The following is a 17,953-nucleotide window of genomic DNA, read 5'->3' as shown; positions in this document are numbered from 1 at the left end:
TTAGAGAAAGCTGAACATTGTATGATTTTTAAATGAATCATTGTAACTTTTTTGTTAGAAATCCTTATTTTATCTATTCATTTCCACTGTCTGATATCATAAACGCATAGACCAATGAAGACAAACTTACTCATGAGTTTGGTGCTCATGCTGACATTTATTACCGGGGTACTAGCGCAAACACGAACTGTATCTGGCCGGGTAACTGACCAACAAACGGGTGAAGGGCTTCCCGGGGTAACAGTGCTTGTCAAAGGCACTACGAATGGCGTATCAACCAGTTCTGAAGGAGCATTTTCTCTCGATGTACCCGCTGCAGGCGGTACGCTTGTATTTAGCTCGGTGGGCTACACCAGCCAGGAAAGGCCCATTGGCACCGAAAGCACTCTTGCCATTGCCTTGACGGCCGATGTCAAGCAGCTGAGCGAAGTGGTGGTGACGGGTTTCGGTACCCAAGAGCGCCGCGACGTGACGGGCTCCATTTCCTCGGTGCAAGGCGAGGCCATTGCCAACCTGGCCACTCCCAGCTTTGCGCAGCAGTTGGCGGGCCGGGCGCCGGGCGTAAACATCACGACGCCTTCAGCACTGTTGGGACAGCAGCCCCGCATCCTCATTCGCGGGGTAAACTCTATTTCTTCAGGTACGACACCGCTGGTGGTAGTGGACGGGGTGCCCATTTTTACGGGCAGCCAAAGCCAGTTGGGCTCGGGCTTTACGACCAACCCCTTGGCCGACATCAACCCCAACGACATTGAGAGCTATGAGGTACTAAAAGATGCTTCCTCCACGGCCATCTACGGCTCACGCGGCGCCAACGGGGTCATCCTCATCACCACCAAGAAGGGCCGGCAAGGCCGCGCCCAAGTGACGTATGACAACTACGTGGGCATTGCCCAAACCCTGAAGCGCTACGAGGTACTGAACGCTGAGCAGTTTATTCAGATAAGCAACGAGAAGCAGGCCAATGCTTCGACTACGCCCATCACGCAGCCCATTGCGGCGCCCTTCGAAGTGAATGGCTCGCTGGCGGACACTGATTGGCAGGATGAGATTTTTCGGACTGGAGTGCAGCAAAACCACGTGTTGTCGGTTTCGGGAGCGACGGAACGCACCAACTTCTACTTTTCGGGCGGTTACACCGACCAGAAAGGCGTGGTGCGCGGAAACGAGCTAAAGCGCTTTTCCTTCCGCTCGAACGTTGACCAAACGGTGAAAGACTGGTTCCGGGTGGGCCTGAACCTGGGCGCGACCCGCACGCAAACGCTGGGCCTCAACACCTCCACCAACGGCTTGTCAGGCAACGTAACCAATGCGCTGTCGGCCTTCCCGAACGTACCCGCGCGCAACCCCGATGGCACGCCATATGTGGACCCCACCTCGGGTGCGTTGGGGCAGGGCAACAACGCCCAGGCCATTGCCTTCGCCTACCCCAACATCATTTTCCAACTCGAAAACAACATTTATCGCAACACCAGCTACCGGATACTGGGCAACGTCTATGGCGAACTTGAGCCGATAGAAGGCCTGCGGCTCCGAGGCCAGTTGGGCACCGACACCAACCTGAACGAGGACTTTCAGTTCCTGGACCCGCGCCAGGGCGACGGCCGCAGTTCGGGCGGCGTGGTGTTGCAGAGCCAGGCGCCCAACGTACGCTGGAACTCGCAAATAACGCTCACCTACCAACGGCAGCTAGGCGAAAACCACCGGGTGAACGCCGTGGTGGGCGGAGAGTGGCAGAGGTCCCGGCAGCAGTATTTCGCAGCCCAGGGCCTGGGCCTGTCCGACGTCTACTTCGGGCCCAACAGCCTCATCTCGGGCACGGTGACCACGCCCAACGTGTTTGGCGACTTTGTGGAGCGCGGCTACCAGTCATATTTCGGCCGCTTGAACTACTCCTTCCTGGACCGCTACCTCATTACGGCCACCTTGCGAGCCGACCGAATTTCGTCGCTTTCGCCGGATAACCGCCTGGGCTACTTCCCCGGGGCATCCATCGGGTGGCGGGTGTCGCAAGAGCCGTTCCTCAAAGGGCTTGAGTTGGGCTGGCTGAGTGACTTGAAATTGCGGGCCTCCTACGGCGTGGTGGGCAACACCGAAATCGGGGACTTCCCGTACTTCGGCCTGTACAGCTCGGCCAAGTACGGCTCCCAGCCCGGCATCGGCTACAACACCACGGCGGGCACCAGCGGCCAGTTTAGCAACGTGGACCTGAAGTGGGAAAACTCGAAGAAAACCGATTTTGGCTTGGACCTCGGCTTATTCGATGCGCGGGTGAACCTGACAGCCGACTACTACCGCAACAACAACGACGACCTCATTCTTTTTGTGCGAACCCCCGTGTCGTTGGGCATTCCCCAAAACGGCTACAATGCCAACGTGGGGGCCATGTTGAGCCAGGGTTTTGAGTTGGGCATCAACACGGTGAACATCCGCCGGGAGAATTTCTCGTGGAGCACCAACTTCAACTTCTCCACCAACCGCACGGAAATCACGCGGCTGGCCAACAACAACGAGGACATCCTCAACCCCTACAACGTCACGCGCATTGGCAACGGCATCGGCGAAATCTACGGCTACGACTTCCAGGGCGTAAACGCGGCCAACGGCAACCCGATTTACCGGAAAGGCGATGGCTCGTTGGTGCAGGGAAACCTCAACACGGGCACCTACGCCGTGTACGACCCCGCCAACCCCACCAACGTGTCGCAAGCCTCCACGCTTAGCGCCGCCACCGACCGCTTCATTTTGGGCCCCTCGAACCCCACGTATTTCGGCGGCCTGACCAACACGCTCACGTATGGCGGCTTCGACTTCGAGGTGTTTTTCCGCTATTCCGGCGGCAACAAAATCATGAACGTGACGCGCCAGCAGCTGCTGCGCCTGGATTTTGTGAACAACAGCACCGAAATCCTGGACCGCTGGACAACGCCGGGCCAGCAAACGGATGTGCCCAGAGCCATCCTGGGACGCTCTGATTTCACCAATCTCAACAACGCCGCTTCCACACGCTTTGTGGAAAATGGGGATTTTGTGCGCCTCCAAAACCTCACGCTTGGGTACACCCTGCCCAAGTCGGTGCTAGGGACGGTGGTGAGCCGCGTGCGCGTCTTCGGGCAGGTGCAAAACGCCTTTACCATCACCAATTACAAGGGCGTGGACCCGGAAGTAAACGCCAACATTACCACCACGCAGGGCAACACGTCCAACAACCAGTCGGGCATCGACTTCAACAGCAACCCCCAGCAGCGCGTCATCACGGCAGGTGTAAACGTGGCTTTCTAACCTTTCAACTCCATCGACGACATGAGCAATTTCTTTTCCTATTGCCATCAGCCGCTTCGTAGATTGGCTTTGGCAAGCGCCCTGATTGTGGGTTTCACCGCCTGCGACGTTACGGACCTAGAGCCGCAAAACGCGCTGGGCGAGAACGTAATTTACACCGACGCGGCCCGCGTGGCGCTGGCCGTGACCGGGGTGTACAACGCCGCCCAGACGGGCTACTATGACCCCCTGACCGGCGGCGCCCTCCAGACCCGCGGCTACCCCTTCGGCGGGGCGGCCACCGAGCTCGACGACGTGCGCGGCGAGGACGTGGTGGACATGGCCGGCTTCTTCGGCATTGTGTACACCAACGCCATTACCGCGGCCAGCCCCAACATCGTGGGCATCTGGAGCGGCTGCTATTCCGTCATCAACCAAGCCAACGTAACCCTGGCGGGCGTCCGCCAAGCGGCTTCGAACGGCATTATTACGGCTGCAGTCGCCACCGAATACGAAGGAGAGCTTCTTTTCCTCCGGGCGTTGGCTCACCATCAGCTCGTGCTCCATTTTTCGCGCCCCTATACGGAGAACAACGGCGCCAGCCCGGGGGTCCCCTATCGCACCACGCCCATCAGCACGGTGCAAGGCGTTACGGAGAGCCGCACGGTGGAGCGCGGCACTGTGGCTGAGGATTACACCCAAATGCTGGCTGACCTGGACGAAGCCGAAACCAAGCTGCCCGCCACCCGCTCGGGCAACCTGCGCGTAACCCGCGCCACCAAAGGGGCGGCCATTGCCCTCAAGCAGCGGCTGCGCCAGCACCAAGGCAACTGGGCGGCGGCAGTGACCGAGGGCAACAAGCTCATTCAGGGCACCACTACCTTCACCAGCCCCATTGGGGGGTATGCCCTGGCGGCCACGCCACAAGCCGCTTTCCCGGGGGGTACCACGGTTACGAACGAGAACATCTTCTCGATTGAGAACAGCTCGGACGATAACCCCGGTACGAACGGGGCCTTGCCCAACGTGTTTGCCTCGCGCTCGGGGCCGCCCGCGAACTCGACCGGCTCTGGCCGCGCGTTGTTGGCCATCAGCCCCATTCTGTACAATGCACCCTTCTTCACTTGCGACGACCTGCGCCGGACCCAGCTCATGCAGCTTGACCCTGGCAGCCAGCCGCGCATTGTGACCCGCAAGTACCGGGACCCCGCCACGAGCACCGACTTTGCCCCCATCATCCGCTACGCCGAAGTGCTACTCAATCAGGCAGAAGCCTTGGCCCGACTGGGCACGAACAACACGCTGGCGCTGGCCCTGCTCAATGCCGTGCGCAACCGCGCCGTCACGAACACCGCTGAACAGTACGCCCCCGGCTCGCTTTCCGGCGCGGCGTTGGTGCAGGCTATTCTGAACGAGCGGCGCATTGAATTGGTGGCCGAAGGATTCCGCTGGGACGACATCTACCGCCTTTCGGGCGAAAAGACCTTCAGCCCCCGGCCCGGCGGCGGCATCCCGGCTAAGTATGCCACGGCCCAAATCACCCCGACGGCCTATGCCTGCAATGGCCCCATTGTCCCAGCTGGCCAGATTGACATTGCGTATAACTCACCGTTGTTTTTGTGGCCCATTCCTTCGCTGGAAACCAGCAACAACCCCACTCTGGCGGGCCAACAAAACCCCGGGTACTAGCCTGAGCTACGAGCACAAAAAAGCCCCGGCCGCTGTGGCCGGGGCTTTTTTGTGTCTGCTGCTTTTTCACAGGATGTACTGGCTGAGGTCGCGGTTTTTGACCATGCTGGCCAGCCGCTCATCCACCAGCGCGGCTGTAATTTGGATGTGCGCATTGGGGCCAATCTTGTCGGGCACGTCGTAAAGAATGTCGTTCAGCAAGCGCGACATGACCGTGTGCAAGCGGCGGGCGCCAATGTTTTCCACCTCGGCGTTCACCTCGAAGGCAATTTCGGCCAAGCGCTCCAGCGCCGCGTCGTCGAAGGTCAGCGCGACTTCTTCGGCTTTGAGCAGGGCCTCGTACTGCTTGGTGAGAGCATTGCGTGGGTCCTTCAGGATGCGGAAGAAGTCGTCCTTGGTCAGGCTCTGCAGCTCCACGCGGATGGGGAAGCGGCCCTGCAATTCGGGGATGAGGTCGGAGGGCTTGCTCACGTGGAAAGCACCCGCGGCGATGAACAGGATGTGGTCGGTGTTGACGATGCCATACTTCGTGTTCACGGCCGAGCCTTCCACGATGGGCAGCAGGTCGCGCTGCACGCCTTGGCGGCTCACGTCCGGCCCACCGCTCCCTTTGCCGTTGCTGCTGGCCACCTTATCAATTTCGTCGATGAAGATGATGCCGGCGTTTTCGGCTTGCCGCACGGCTTCGTCCTTCACCTCGTCCATGTCGATGAGCTTGGCGGCTTCCTCGTCAAGCAGCAGCTTGCGGGCCTCGGCCACGGTCACCTTGCGCTTGCGGGTTTTCTTGGGCAGCATGTTGCCCAGCATGTCTTGCAGGCCCGACAGCGTGTTTTCGTCCATGCCGGGAGGTGCTCCCATAATGCCCACACTCGGCCCTGACTGCGATACTTGAATTTCAATCTTGCGGTCTTCCAGCTCGCCGTTTTTGATTTTCTGGCGGAAACGCTCCCGGGTGCGCTCGTTCAGCTCGGCATCGGACTGCGGCATGTCGTCGCCTCCCCCACTGCCGAACCCCACGCCAGTTTTCACGCCTGCGGGGCGCGACACTGGGGGAATCAGTGCGTCTAATATCACTTCCTCCACGGCCTCGGCAGCCTGGGCTTTTACGGCTTCCTGGCGGCGGGCCTTCACGCGGTTTACGCTCTGCTCGGCCAGGTCGCGAACCATGCTTTCCACGTCCCGGCCCACGTACCCTACTTCGGTGAACTTGCTGGCTTCCACCTTCACGAAGGGGGCGTCAGCGAGGTGAGCCAAGCGGCGGGCGATTTCGGTTTTGCCCACGCCGGTGGCCCCAATCATGAGGATGTTGTTGGGTACAATTTCAGCCTGCATGTCGGCGGGCGCGTGGAGGCGGCGCCAGCGGTTGCGCAGGGCAATGGCCACGTGGCGCTTGGCGTCGTGCTGGCCGATGATGTATTTATCTAGTTCGGCCACGATTTGGGCCGGGGTCAGGAAATCTTGCATAAAGTTGGTTTACGGAATGCTGCGGGACGTTGGTACACCTCCGTCCCGCCGGTCAAGAGCCGACTTTTCGGTACTTGGTTTTTCTGCCGTCTGGCCTCGGCTGGTCGGCCGGAGGCGGGGCGCTGTCGCCCTCTTTCTTCTTAAACAACGAGTCGAGGCTGCGGGACAGCGTGAAGTATTCGCTGGAGCCCGCGGCCTGGAGCGTGGCATGGGTATAATCGATTTGGAAGCCCGCAAGTTTCAGCATCACGCCAAAGCTGAGGCCTGCGCCGCCGCTGGCGTTGTCGAGGCGCAGCTCGCGGCGCTGCAGGTGGTTGTAGCCGGCACGAACCTGGAAGCCTTTGCTCAGCACAAGGGCGGCGTTGGCCGTGAAGTGCCGGGCCAGGTTGTCGCCAAAGCTCTTGGTGGGCTTTTGCTCCACGCCGTTGGCGTCGGGCTGGCCGCGCTGGTTGGGGTCGAGGTACTGAATGTCCCATTGCTGCAGGTGGTGAATGGTGAGGCCAAAGCGCAGGGGCATGTGCTCGGGCTTGACGGTGGCGCCAATCTGCACGTCGAGCGGCAAGGGGCCCCGGTCGGTGCCGGGGTAGGGCGAGAACTGAAAGCCGGCGTTTTTCACCGCAAGCCCCGCCGTAAAATCGGCCGTGGGGTGCTGGTAAACCACGCCCGCATCCCCGACCCCAGCCAGCGAGCGACTGCCGGCAATGCCCGACACCGCCAGCTTGGTGGTGACCCCGAACGTAAATTTTCCTTTGGTATAGGAGTCCGACACGCCCACCGTGTACTCGTTCACGCTAAACGTGCCCAGACTATTGCCAGCGGGGTCGTAGCTCTCGAAGCTGCCGTAGTTCAAGTACGTCAGGCCCACGCCAAAGCGTCCGGCTTTCTGCGTATTGAAGACATAGGCGGCAGTGCTCTGCTTGATGTCGGCCACGTAAGCCACGTAGCTCAATGCCAAACGGCCGTCCATTTCCGGGTTGAGCAGGGCCGGGTTGCCGAACAGCATGGTGGGGTCGTCGTTGCGAGCCGACACGTTCATTCCTCCCAGCGCCGCCAGCTGGGCACCGGGCGGCAAGTCCAGAAAAGGGAAAACGGTGCGGCCCCCAATCTGCTGCGCAGTGGCCGGCCGCCCACCGATACCTCCCAAAAACAAGCAAAAGCCGGCAAGCCGACGAGCGGAAAAGTGCTTCATAGGTCTAAGATAAGCGGCGGGGTAGCCTCCCCCGGGCACCCAACGCTGGCAAGCAAGCAGAAAGTACTTCCACGCGAGGGATTTGCCCCTCCGAACGACATAAATGCCGTTCGGAGGGGGATTTATGTCGTTCGGAGCTAGCAACAGGTCCCTGCGAACACCCCACAAGCCGCTCCGGGCCACCTTTTTCTCGCTCCGAGCTAGTTTTACCGCCCCGAGCACCGGCAAAAGGTCGCTCAAAGCGAGAAAAAAGTCGTTCGGAACGAGAAAAAGGTCGTGCCAAGCAGCTTTCGGCTTGTTCTACTGCACTTCCACGCTGGGCCCTACGGCGGGCACGGGCTCGTCGCGCACGGGCAGCTTTTGCGGGTGCGGCACCAGCTCATCGAGCAGGGCCACGCGCAGCACGTCATCCACCCGGTCGGCGTAGTGAATGGTGAGGCCCTTGAGGTAGTCTTCCTGAATTTCCTCAATGTCCTTGCGGTTTTTGGGGCACAGAATGATGTCATTCATGCCAGCCCGGCGGGCCGCCAGCAGCTTCTCCTTGATGCCGCCCACCGGCAGCACTTTGCCGCGCAAGGTGATTTCACCGGTCATGGCCAGGCGCGGGCGAACCCGGCGCTGCGTGAAGGCCGAGGCCATGCTGGTAAAGATGGCAATGCCCGCGCTGGGTCCGTCCTTAGGTACGGCGCCTTCGGGAAAGTGAATGTGCAGGTCGTACTGCTCAAACAAGCGGTAGTCAATGCCAATTTCGTCGGCCCGGCTGCGCAGGTAAGACAGCGCCGTAATGGCTGACTCCTTCATCACATCGCCCAGCTGGCCCGAGAGCGTCAGCTTGCCGCGGCCGCGGCTGAGCAGGCTTTCCACGAAGAGGATGTCGCCGCCCACGCTGGTCCAGGCCAAGCCCGTCACCACGCCGGCGGTGTCGTTGTCCTGGTACTGGTCGCGGTCGAAAATCGCCGAGCCGAGGATTTTGCGGATTTCGGCGGGCTCCATCACGGCGGGCAGGGTTTCCTTGCCGGCCTTGCGGCGAGCCAGGTTGCGCGTCACGGCGGCCAGTTTGCGCTCCAGGCCACGCACGCCCGATTCCCGGGTGTAGTCGTCGGCCACACGGTGCAGGGCCGCGTCGGTGATTTTCACTTCGTTCTCACCCAAGCCGTGCTCCTTCAGCTGCTTGGGCCAGAGGTGCTTGCGGGCAATCTGCACCTTCTCCTCCTGCGTGTAGCCGGTCAGGTCGATGATTTCCATGCGGTCACGCAAGGCGGGCTGAATGGTATCGAGCGAGTTGGCCGTCGCAATGAAGAGGACCTTGCTCAGGTCGTATTCCACCTCCAGGTAATTGTCGGTGAAAGTAGCGTTCTGTTCCGGGTCCAGCACTTCGAGCAGGGCCGAGCTGGGGTCGCCGCGGAAGTCGCTGCTCACCTTGTCAATCTCATCGAGAATGATGACGGGATTTGACGCGCCGGCCTTCTTAATCTGCGAGATGATGCGGCCCGGCATGGCGCCCACGTAGGTTTTGCGGTGCCCGCGGATTTCGGCTTCGTCGCGCACGCCGCCCAGGCTCATGCGCACGTACTTGCGGCCCATGGCGGCGGCAATGCTGCGGCCCAGGCTGGTTTTGCCCACGCCGGGAGGACCGTAGAGGCACAGGATGGGCGCTTTCAAATCCTGCTTCAGCTTGAGCACGGCGATGTACTCCAGAATCCGCTCCTTCACCTTCTCCAGACCGAAATGGTCGGTGTCGAGGATTTTCTTGGTCTGCTTGAGGTTGAATTTGTCTTTGGTGTACTCGCCCCAGGGCAAATCCAGCAGGAATTCTACGTAGTTGATGCTCACCGAATAATCCGGCGCCATGGGGTTGGTGCGGGCCAGCTTCTCCATCTCCTTCTTGAAGTGGAGCGCCACCGACTCGGGCCACTTCTTGGTTTCGGCGCGGGCGCGCAGGCGGCTCACGTCCTCGTCGGGTCCCTCCTGCCCCAGCTCGTCCTGCAGGGTTTTGAGCTGCTGGCGCAGGAAGTATTCCCGCTGCTGCGCATCAATACCGGTGTGCGTTTTGGAACGAATGTCTTGCTTGATTTCGAGCAACTCGGCCTGGCTTAGCAGGGCTTCGAGCAGCTGACGGGCCTGCTGCTCGGGGTCGGCCAGTTCCAGCAGCTTCTGTTTGGCGGGCAGGTCGAGCTGCACGTTCGACGACAGGAAGTGCGTGAGGAAAGCCGGTGACTGGATGCCGTCGAGCATGGCCCGGGCTTCCATCGGGATTTCGGGCGTTAGTTCAAGCACCTTGGTCGCGGCTTCGCGCAGGGCTTGCAGCAAGCCAAATTCACCGGGGATATCCGGGTTCAGCGCTACTTCGGCGAAGTAGCTAACCCGGGCCGTGAGCTGCGGCGTGAACGTGAGCTGCTCCTCAATGGTGAAGCGCACCTGCCCTTGCAGGATGATGGTGACCTGGCCGTCGGGCTGCTCCAGCAGCTTGAGAATGCGCGCCAAGGTGCCCACGGGGTGCAGCTCGTCGGTAGAGGGCTCGTCGGCATCGGGGTTTTGCTGCGCCACCACGCCCAGCAGCTTGTCGGTGCTGTAGGCTTTGCGCACCAGCTTGATGCTTTTTTTGCGGGTGACCGTCACCGGCAGCACCACGCCCGGAAACAGGACGGTGTTGCGCACGGGCAGCAGCGGCAACGTGGGCGGAGCATCGTCGCCGCGCAACAGATGGTCGGGGTCGGCGGCCATGATGGCGATGGCTTCGGATTGGGAATTAGAGTCGTTACGGACCAGTTTTGGCGACGCAGCGACGAAAGAAACAGATGCTTGACGCATGAGGAAGAGTAAAGCCAGAAGCAACAGCGCAGGTGCCACAATGGCAGCCCAACGCCTGAGAAAACGGGAGGCACAAGGTACGCTTTCCCGACGCGTTTGGTCTTCAAGGGCCGTGCCAGCTGGGCCAGGCCGCCAAAGCGTCGCACGTAACTACGATGCTCGAGGGCACATGGCCTCATAAATCGCTAATTTGTTGGCAACTTGCGCAACTTATTATTTTATTATCTCTACTAATGTCATTTTTATTGCGTCGGTGCCATTTTCTTTTCCTGCTCATTTTGCTGGGAATGGCCGCCGCACCGCGTGCGCACGCCCAGCGCCGGCCCTCGAAACGCATTCCGGCGGCGGCTTCGCCCTCGGCCGACACCACCAGCGGGGGCGCCTCCGCCGCGCCGGCCAAAACACCGAAGAAGCCCGCCGCCGCCTCCGCACCCGCCGGCAAGCCTGCCATTGTGCCGGGCACCTACCGCGTGCGCGGCCTCAATAGCCGCATCAGCCGCAAGCTGCAGCTGCGCCCCGACGGCACGCCGGACTTTGTGAACATTAACAAGTACTCGTATTACGAAGACAAAAAGGCCCTGCGCGCCATTGCCAAGGCCGAGAAGCGCCGCCAGTACCACCAAGCGCGGCTGTTGCTGGAGGACTACGTGGCCCGCTTCGGCCCGACCAACTTTGCCAAAAACACCGACATGCTCTGGCGCCTGGGCCAGCTCCTGGAGCGCGACAGCCAGCAGGTGAAGGCCAAGGCGTACTACCGCCTCGCCCTCAAGCACCACCGCACCGACATCCCCAAAGTGCAGCTTTACTACGACTCGCTGGAGCAGAAAAACCAGGACTTGTACGTGCCCCTCAAGACGTACTACGACCTGGTGGAGTACCGCAAAAACATCAACACGTTCCACCCGCCCAAGGGCGTGTACACGAGCATGGGCGACGCCATCAACAGCAAGGCGCCGGACTACGGCCCCGCGCTGGCCGTCAACGACACGCTGCTGCTGTTCAGCAGCAAGCGCAAGCGCCGCGGCCTGACCGGCGTGGTCGACGAGGACCTGTACACCTCGCGCAAAGAAGGCGTGAGCTGGGCCGATGCCGAGCCGCTGCCCAAGCCCATCAACTCGCCCAACAACGAAGGCTCGGCTTGCTTTAGCAAAGACGGGCGCACCATTTTCTTCGCCCGCTGCGAGTGCGCCACTTGCCGCGGCAACTGCGACCTGTTCACCGCGACCCTGGGCAAGGACGGCAAGTGGAGCACGCCCAAAAGCCTGGGCGCCGCCGTGAATTCGCCGGCCTGGGACTCGCAGCCCACGCTGTCGCAGGGCGAAGACACGCTCTACTTTGCGTCCGACCGCCTGGGCGGCTTCGGCTTGTCGGACATCTACTTCACCCGCAAGCTGAAAAACGGGCAATGGAGCCCCGCCGAAAACGCGGGCCCCGTGGTCAACACCCGCGAGAGCGAAGTCAGCCCGTTCTACCACCCGCTCTACCACGTGCTGTACTTCAGCTCGCGGGGGCAGCTGCTGAATTTTGGTGACTTCGACATTTACAAAACCTACCGGGTGGGCGGGCGCTGGCAGGAGCCCCGAAACATTGGCCCGCTGGTAAACGGGAAGGGTTCGGAATACTACTTCACCATCGACCGGGAAAGCAAGAACCTGTACTACGCCCGCTCTGAGGCGCAGGAAATCAACAACCTGGACTTGTACTCCTTCCCGCTGCCCATGGAAGCCCAGCCATTGGCCACGACACACGTGGAGGGCACGCTGCTCGATTCCGTATCCAACAAACCGCTCAACGGCATCGTGAGCATCATCGACACCGACAACGGCATTGAGGTGGCCAGCAAGTTTATTCGGCCCGATGGCACGTTTGACTTCGAGCTGATTGAAGGGTCGCACTACGCCATGCTGATTCAAAGCCCGGAGTTTTTCAGCGTGGAAAAACAGTTTGCCCTGAAGGGCGACACGGTGATGACCCTGCTCACGAACAGCATCAACTACAAGCTGCCGCTGATTTTTAAGAACATTGAGTTTGAGCAAGGCAAGTCGTCCATCCTGGCTTCCATGCACCCGACCTTGGACCGCATGGCCATTTTCCTGGTCGACCACCCCACTTTCCGCCTCAACATCTCGGGCCACACCGACACCAGCGGCGACCCCGACGTGAACGAGCGCCTCTCGCAGGACCGCGCCGAGGAAATCCGGCGCTACATCGAGCGGAAGGGCAAACTCAAACCCAACCGCATCGAGAGCTTCGGCTACGGGTCTTCCCGGCCCTTAAAAGACGAAATCACCGACGCCGACGCCAAGGTGAACCGCCGGGTAGAATTCCGCCTCCTCAACCCCGAAGACGCGCCGCCCGCCAACGGCGGCGGGGAGTGGAAGTAGGCCGTAGCGCAGGAAACTTCGCGGCCCCAGCCCAAGCCTGCAACACAAAAACTGACTTGACAAATGGAAGCGCACTTACCATTCCACGTCATTGAGCCCGCGGCGTTTTGATAATCAGCAGCATTCCCGATTTTCGCTTGCAGCACGACGAACTACTGGGCCTGTTGCGTCTGGAATGGATTACCGACGTCGGCATGGCATCCCTTCGCACCAGCGCCGCGCAGCTCCTAGAAGTGGTTCGCCAGTTGGCGGTGCGCACCTTACTGCTCGACATGAACACGGTGCCGAACATATCGGTAGCCGACGAGCTGTGGCTGGGCACCCATTGGATGCCCGCCATCGTGCAGTTGCCGCTGCAGCACTTGGTGCTGGCCATCGACGGCAGCCGTGTCCACAACCAGCTCGTCATCGACGCGCTTCATGATTTGGTGCAGCCCGCCATTCGGTTTGAGTCGCACTACTTTTCCGATGCCGACTCGGCCATGCACTGGCTCACCGACGGCACCGGCCGGCTGCCTGCCCTGCAGGCCGAATGGAACGCTCGGTAGCCCCCGTTCCTACTCCACCGCCAACACCCGCACCGGCTTGCCGTTGAATGCGGCTTCCTCCCCTGCCCGCAGCCCTTTGAGCGCCGCCGCCACTGGCGCCGCCGCCGACACCGCAAACACCTCGTGCCCCACCAGCTGGCCCGCGCTGATGCCGATGTAGAACCGGCCCATGCTGGTGCTCACCAGCGCGCCCGGCCGCACCGTATCGCAAGCGGCTTCGGGGTTGATGCGGGCCAGCTCGGCCTGCAGCTGCTGGGCCTGCTGCATGTGGGCGGCGTTGCGGTCGCGCTCGGCGTTGGCCATTTCGCGGCCGGTTTCATACTTGTCGCCGGCGCTGCTCTTGGTTTCGGAGCTGGACGACTCCTGCGCGGCCTGCATGGCGGTGCGGGCCGCGGCGATGCGCTGCTCGATGAAGGCCTGGCAGGCGGCGTGGAGGGCAGGTTTTAAAGCCATCGCGTTTCGGCTTTCCAGATTATTTGCGGAGTGGTTTCAACCTGCCAATTGGCCAGCTGTGCCCCTAGCTTATTGAGCGAAGCAGCTTCTGATGGAATCGAAAATTCAAATCGATGATGCCCAGGCGGATTTTTGTTGTTTTCGGCAATTATGCGCAAGGCCGTATGCCCAACCGGAGAAGCGCAGTAAGCTTCTATCCGCAAGTAGCCAAATACTGAAGGATGTTCGGCATAGCCTGCTTCAAAACTGACTGTTTCGGCCACATTTTTTGGGAAGTCCAAGAGTTTCTTCCCAAACTCTTTAAATACGCTAGCATCACCATAGAAGTAGGTATGAGTCTTTACATCGTGCCTGATTACATCAATATCAAATGTGCAGTCTCCATCAAGGTCGACGTTGGCCGTGATAATGATTCTACTTCTTTTCATGTCTGATATCAGCGTTTCAATGCGCTTTTAGGGCCTTTGGAATTTTCTGCGCCCACTCCTCATCCCCCGGTTTCACCACCAGTACCCGGAAGCCGTGCCGCTCTCCTTCCATTCGCACACCATCCGAGTCGTCAATCAATAAATCGATGCCGAAGCTGGGCGGGTGCTTGGTGCAACGGGCCTGCACTTCACGGTTGTGTCGCGGCTGGTTCACCACGCCATCCAACCGGATGCCGTGGAGCCAAAATAACCGACGAATGTACCAAGCACTGCGATAAGACGTCGTATATACCCACACCTCCCAGCCCTGCTGCGGCAGTAGCTGATTGCTTCGCCGACTCCTTGCCGCAGCCCTTCACTGCCCAACAGCCGGGCTATGGTAGGCCACGCGGGCTTCTCCAGTGGAAAGTTGTGCCCACAGCGAATGAGCGTATTGTCGAGGTCGAAGGCGATGCGCATGAGAAAGCATTATTGCAATAATCCCTCCGCCACCTTTCGGTCATTGCCCAACCGCGGCACCTTGTTCTGCCCGCCCAGGCGGCCCAGGCTTTTCATGTAGCGCTGGAAAGCGCCAGCCGGCAGCGGCGTGAGTTGCAGCGGCACCAAGATGTTGCCCTTGCGCAGGTCCTCATAGTAGCTGTTGCGCCGGCGCAGAGCCAGGTCCAAGGCGGCGGCAAACGCGGCAGCGTCTTGCGGGGAGCGAGCAAACTCCACCAGCCACTCGTGCCGCGAGGGCGTGGCGGGTTCGTCGCTTACCAGCGGGGCCACGGTGAATTCGATGACTTCGACTTCCGGAAACTGGGCCATGGCTTCGCGCAGGGCGTACTCCACTTCCTCGCCGATGACGTGCTCGCCGAATGCCGACAGGAAGTGCTTGATGCGCCCCGTCACCACCACGCGATGCGGCCGCAAGCTCACGAACCGCACCGTGTCGCCGAGGCTGTAGGCCCACAGGCCGGCGTTGGAAGTCAGCACCACGGCGTACTGCCGGTCTAGTTCCACCTCGGCGATGGTGAGGCGCGGGGCATCGGGCTCAAAGAACCGCTCAGCGGGCACGAATTCGAAGAAGATGCCGCTGTTCAACAGCAGCAAGAGGCCGGGGTTGCCGGGTTCATCCTGGAAGGCCAGAAAGCCTTCGGAAGCCGGGAAAAGCTCAATGCTGTTCACCGGTCGGCCGATGCTTTCGAAGAGCTTGGCGCGGTAGGGCTCGAAGTTGACGCCGCCGTACACGAACAGGTTGAAATCGGGGAAAATGTCCTTAACGAGCTGGCCAGTACGGGCCGTGAGGCGGTCGAAGTACATCTGCACCCAGGGCGGAATGCCCGAAATCAGGGTCATTTTCTTGCCCAACGTTTCGTCCACGATGCGCTCCAGCTTGGTTTCCCAGTCCTCAATGACGTTTGTTGAGTAGCTGGGCAGCTGGTTGCGGCGCAGGTAGGCGGGCACGTGGTGGTTGGCAATGCCGGAGAGGCGCCCGGTACGGATGCCGTGGTGCAGTTCCAGCTCCGGCGAGCCCGACAGGAATATCAGCTTGCCGTCGAGAAACCGGCTGCGGCCGGTACGGTGCACGTAGTGAAGCAGGGCGTCCTTGGCCCCGTCGATGTGGTTACCGATACTGTCGGGCGTGATGGGAATGTACTTGGTGCCCGACGTGGTGCCGCTGGTTTTAGCCAGGTACAGCGGCCGGCCGGGCCAGAGCACGTCGGCCTCGCCTGCCTGGGTGCGGTCGAAGTACGGCTTGAGGCCCTCGTAGTCGCGCACGGGCACTTGCCGGGCAAACGCGGCGGGCGTGGCGGCGGGCGGCAAGTCGTGGTCGCGGCCAAAGGCAGTGGTAGCCGCGGCCGTTGTAGTGAGCTGCTGCAACGTTCGGAGCTGGGTGCCCACCGGGTCGCGCTGCCACTGCTGGTCGCGGTGCACCACGTAGCTTGCCAAGGGGCGGCTCAACACAGATTTCACTCCCATAATCCGAATAAAAACGCCGTTGAAAGGGCCGCGAAGGTACGTTGGCCGAGTGCACGGATGGTTGGCAACGGCAACCCACCTAACTTGGCGCCGTTACGCGTGTTACCTATACTCAACACTTACCTCAATAACCACAACACCATCATGGCAGACCACAAAGGCACCGCCGCCTGGACCGGCGACATCAAAGGCAGCGGCACGCTCAGCACCGAAAGCGGCAACCTCAACGCCCCCTACTCCGTGGGCAGCCGCTTCGAAGGCAAGCCCGGCACCAACCCCGAAGAGCTCATTGGCGCGGCCCACGCCGGCTGCTACACCATGTACCTGACCAGCGTGCTCAGCAAGCACGGCCACCAAGTCCAAACCATCAACACGACCTCGACCGTCACGATGAACCCCAACAATGGGCACCCCGTCATCGAGCGCATCCACATCAGCGTGGAAGGCCACGTGAGCGGCGGCAACATCACGGCCGACGACTTCCAGAAGCACGCCGAAGACGCCAAAGCCAATTGCCCCGTCTCGAAAGCCCTGAGCGCCGTGCCCGAAATGACTTTGGAAGCCAAGTTCGTCGGCTAGTTTCAGCTCCGACTACGCTAAAAGCTCGTCATGCTGAGCGCAGCCGAAGCGTCTCGCGTGTGGTAGTAATTCACTTTACTACTGCGGGCAAGATGCTTCGGCTGCGCTCAGCATGACGTTCTGCTTTAGGCAGCAGCTCCGCCGCCGCGTACGACTGAATTCTTCGCCCTATTTTTGCCCCATGCCCACTGGTACCACACGCATTCGCCTTCGCCCCGCCAACACCTCCCGCATCCCTTTCTGGGGCCAGCTCGCCATTGGCTTGTTTTGGGTGACGTACGTGCTGTTCATGATGTGGGGCGACTCCAATGCGCACGACTACCACTTCCTGCACTGGGTGTTTCTGGTGTTTAGCCTCGTGTACATCGGCTACGTGCTGGTGCACAACGCGCCCATTTTTGGCACCCAGAGCTACTTAGAATTCACGCCCGGCTACATTGTGCACAAAGGCGGCCTGTTCCGCCCAAAACAAGTATTTGCGGCCGAAAAAATTGCCGTGCTCGAACTGCGCCCCATGCTGCTCCGCGTGCAGCAAAAAGACGGCGAAGTCTACGCCCTGAATTTGCGTGAAGTAAAAGGCAAGATGCGCAAAACCCGCTTCCGGGAGCAAGTGCGGCAGTTTGCTACCCAGCACAACGTGCAGCTGCTAGAAAGCAACCCCGCGGCCACCGCCTAAGCGCTACTCGAACAACGGTGCCAGCGGCAGTTCGATGCCAGTGGCCGGGTCGGTGAGGGTCTGGCCGTGATGAAAAAAAGTATAATTGCCGGGCGTTCCGTACAGGAAAACGCCGCGCACTTCCGGCACTACTATCCAGCACGATTTTACACCGGCCTGAAAATAGCCGTTAGCCTTGCTAATCAGCTCGCTTAATGCCTGCGAGGGCGATAAAATTTCAATGGTTGTGAGGGGCAATTGCGGCGCCACGATGCTGTCATTGGCCATGTCGAGAGCCATCTTGGGAAAGATTCCGATGTCTGGCACCATTACCCGACCCGAAATGGCGATGTTGATTTCCGACATGAAACGAAATTGCTCGCGGTAACGGGTCTTCAGTTCAAATCCGATATTGAGTTGAATCGCACTGTGATTGAAGCTGGGCATGGGCTTTCCGCGTTCAAACTCGTAGTCGGAGATTTCCGGAGCAAGGGTTTCCATAAAGCAGGGGCTTTTCCAAATGTAACGCG

At 60.5% G+C, this 17,953-nt stretch carries 13 protein-coding genes; 6 read left to right on the top strand and 7 right to left on the bottom strand.

All coding sequences use genetic code 11. The annotated features are described in order from the left end of the window. Positions 1-114: 114 nt before the first annotated feature. Both VF629_RS21695 and VF629_RS21690 read left to right on the top strand, forming a co-directional pair. Positions 115-3,282: a TonB-dependent receptor gene (locus VF629_RS21695; protein ID WP_331060604.1), complete on the top strand. Its 3,168-nt coding sequence runs from the start codon at positions 115-117 to the stop codon at positions 3,280-3,282. A 63-nt stretch (positions 3,283-3,345) separates the two neighbouring features. Beyond that, positions 3,346-4,950, top strand: coding sequence for a RagB/SusD family nutrient uptake outer membrane protein (locus VF629_RS21690; RefSeq protein ID WP_331060603.1), 1,605 nt, complete (start codon positions 3,346-3,348; stop codon positions 4,948-4,950). Positions 4,951-5,016: 66 nt separating this feature from the next. Here VF629_RS21690 and hslU read toward each other — a convergent pair whose 3' ends face one another. The 3 genes from hslU to lon all read right to left on the bottom strand — a co-directional run bounded on the left by hslU (position 5,017) and on the right by lon (position 10,414). Continuing rightward, the gene (gene hslU / locus VF629_RS21685; protein WP_331060602.1) at positions 5,017-6,414 is read right to left on the bottom strand and encodes an ATP-dependent protease ATPase subunit HslU; all 1,398 of its coding nucleotides are present in this window, start codon (positions 6,412-6,414) and stop codon (positions 5,017-5,019) included. Positions 6,415-6,466: 52 nt separating this feature from the next. Then, complete coding sequence (porQ, locus tag VF629_RS21680) at positions 6,467-7,603, bottom strand: type IX secretion system protein PorQ (RefSeq protein ID WP_331060601.1); 1,137 nt, start codon at positions 7,601-7,603, stop codon at positions 6,467-6,469. Positions 7,604-7,903: 300 nt separating this feature from the next. Beyond that, positions 7,904-10,414, bottom strand: coding sequence for an endopeptidase La (gene lon, locus VF629_RS21675; RefSeq protein WP_414653920.1), 2,511 nt, complete (start codon positions 10,412-10,414; stop codon positions 7,904-7,906). A gap of 287 nt (positions 10,415-10,701) precedes the next feature. Here lon and VF629_RS21670 point away from each other — a divergent pair, with 287 nt between their 5' ends. Both VF629_RS21670 and VF629_RS21665 read left to right on the top strand, forming a co-directional pair. Next, positions 10,702-12,798 carry an OmpA family protein gene (locus VF629_RS21670; protein WP_331060600.1) on the top strand — a complete coding sequence of 699 codons (2,097 nt, stop codon included), beginning with the start codon at positions 10,702-10,704 and terminating at the stop codon, positions 12,796-12,798. 107 nt (positions 12,799-12,905) lie between these two features. Then, positions 12,906-13,346: a hypothetical protein gene (locus tag VF629_RS21665; protein WP_331060599.1), complete on the top strand. Its 441-nt coding sequence runs from the start codon at positions 12,906-12,908 to the stop codon at positions 13,344-13,346. A gap of 9 nt (positions 13,347-13,355) precedes the next feature. On the opposite strand, the gene VF629_RS21660 is transcribed toward VF629_RS21665, so the two are convergent. The 3 genes from VF629_RS21660 to VF629_RS21650 form a co-directional block, all read right to left on the bottom strand. Then, complete coding sequence (locus VF629_RS21660) at positions 13,356-13,799, bottom strand: 3-oxoacyl-ACP synthase (protein ID WP_331060598.1); 444 nt, start codon at positions 13,797-13,799, stop codon at positions 13,356-13,358. Beyond that, positions 13,790-14,227 (bottom strand): hypothetical protein, encoded by a 438-nt coding sequence (locus VF629_RS21655; protein WP_331060597.1) that lies wholly within the window; start codon positions 14,225-14,227, stop codon positions 13,790-13,792. The genes VF629_RS21660 and VF629_RS21655 overlap by 10 nt, the downstream gene beginning before the upstream one ends. Before the next feature lie 468 nt (positions 14,228-14,695). Continuing rightward, complete coding sequence (locus VF629_RS21650) at positions 14,696-16,189, bottom strand: GH3 family domain-containing protein (protein WP_331060596.1); 1,494 nt, start codon at positions 16,187-16,189, stop codon at positions 14,696-14,698. A 99-nt stretch (positions 16,190-16,288) separates the two neighbouring features. On the opposite strand from VF629_RS21650, the gene VF629_RS21645 reads away from it, so the two are divergent. Both VF629_RS21645 and VF629_RS21640 read left to right on the top strand, forming a co-directional pair. Next, positions 16,289-16,768 (top strand): OsmC family protein, encoded by a 480-nt coding sequence (locus VF629_RS21645; RefSeq protein WP_331060595.1) that lies wholly within the window; start codon positions 16,289-16,291, stop codon positions 16,766-16,768. 181 nt (positions 16,769-16,949) lie between these two features. Beyond that, on the top strand, positions 16,950-17,444 hold the full coding sequence (locus VF629_RS21640; RefSeq protein WP_331060594.1) for a hypothetical protein: 495 nt from the start codon (positions 16,950-16,952) through the stop codon (positions 17,442-17,444). Positions 17,445-17,447: 3 nt separating this feature from the next. Here VF629_RS21640 and VF629_RS21635 read toward each other — a convergent pair whose 3' ends face one another. Beyond that, positions 17,448-17,924: a Uma2 family endonuclease gene (locus VF629_RS21635; protein WP_331060593.1), complete on the bottom strand. Its 477-nt coding sequence runs from the start codon at positions 17,922-17,924 to the stop codon at positions 17,448-17,450. Positions 17,925-17,953: the final 29 nt, after the last annotated feature.

It is taken from the genome of Hymenobacter sp., from assembly GCF_036388155.1.
Taxonomy (GTDB): Bacteria; Bacteroidota; Bacteroidia; order Cytophagales; family Hymenobacteraceae; genus Hymenobacter.
This window is presented reverse-complemented; position numbering and strand designations above follow the sequence as displayed.

Coding starts and splice junctions, on each gene's coding strand:
- VF629_RS21655 (WP_331060597.1), bottom strand. CDS start 14,227: ATGAAAAGAAGTAGAATCATTATCACGGCCAACGTCGACCTTGATGGA.
- lon (WP_414653920.1), bottom strand. CDS start 10,414: ATGCGTCAAGCATCTGTTTCTTTCGTCGCTGCGTCGCCAAAACTGGTC.
- VF629_RS21670 (WP_331060600.1), top strand. CDS start 10,702: ATGGCCGCCGCACCGCGTGCGCACGCCCAGCGCCGGCCCTCGAAACGC.
- hslU (WP_331060602.1), bottom strand. CDS start 6,414: ATGCAAGATTTCCTGACCCCGGCCCAAATCGTGGCCGAACTAGATAAA.
- porQ (WP_331060601.1), bottom strand. CDS start 7,603: ATGAAGCACTTTTCCGCTCGTCGGCTTGCCGGCTTTTGCTTGTTTTTG.
- VF629_RS21695 (WP_331060604.1), top strand. CDS start 115: ATGAAGACAAACTTACTCATGAGTTTGGTGCTCATGCTGACATTTATT.
- VF629_RS21640 (WP_331060594.1), top strand. CDS start 16,950: ATGCCCACTGGTACCACACGCATTCGCCTTCGCCCCGCCAACACCTCC.
- VF629_RS21650 (WP_331060596.1), bottom strand. CDS start 16,189: ATGGGAGTGAAATCTGTGTTGAGCCGCCCCTTGGCAAGCTACGTGGTG.
- VF629_RS21635 (WP_331060593.1), bottom strand. CDS start 17,924: ATGGAAACCCTTGCTCCGGAAATCTCCGACTACGAGTTTGAACGCGGA.
- VF629_RS21660 (WP_331060598.1), bottom strand. CDS start 13,799: ATGGCTTTAAAACCTGCCCTCCACGCCGCCTGCCAGGCCTTCATCGAG.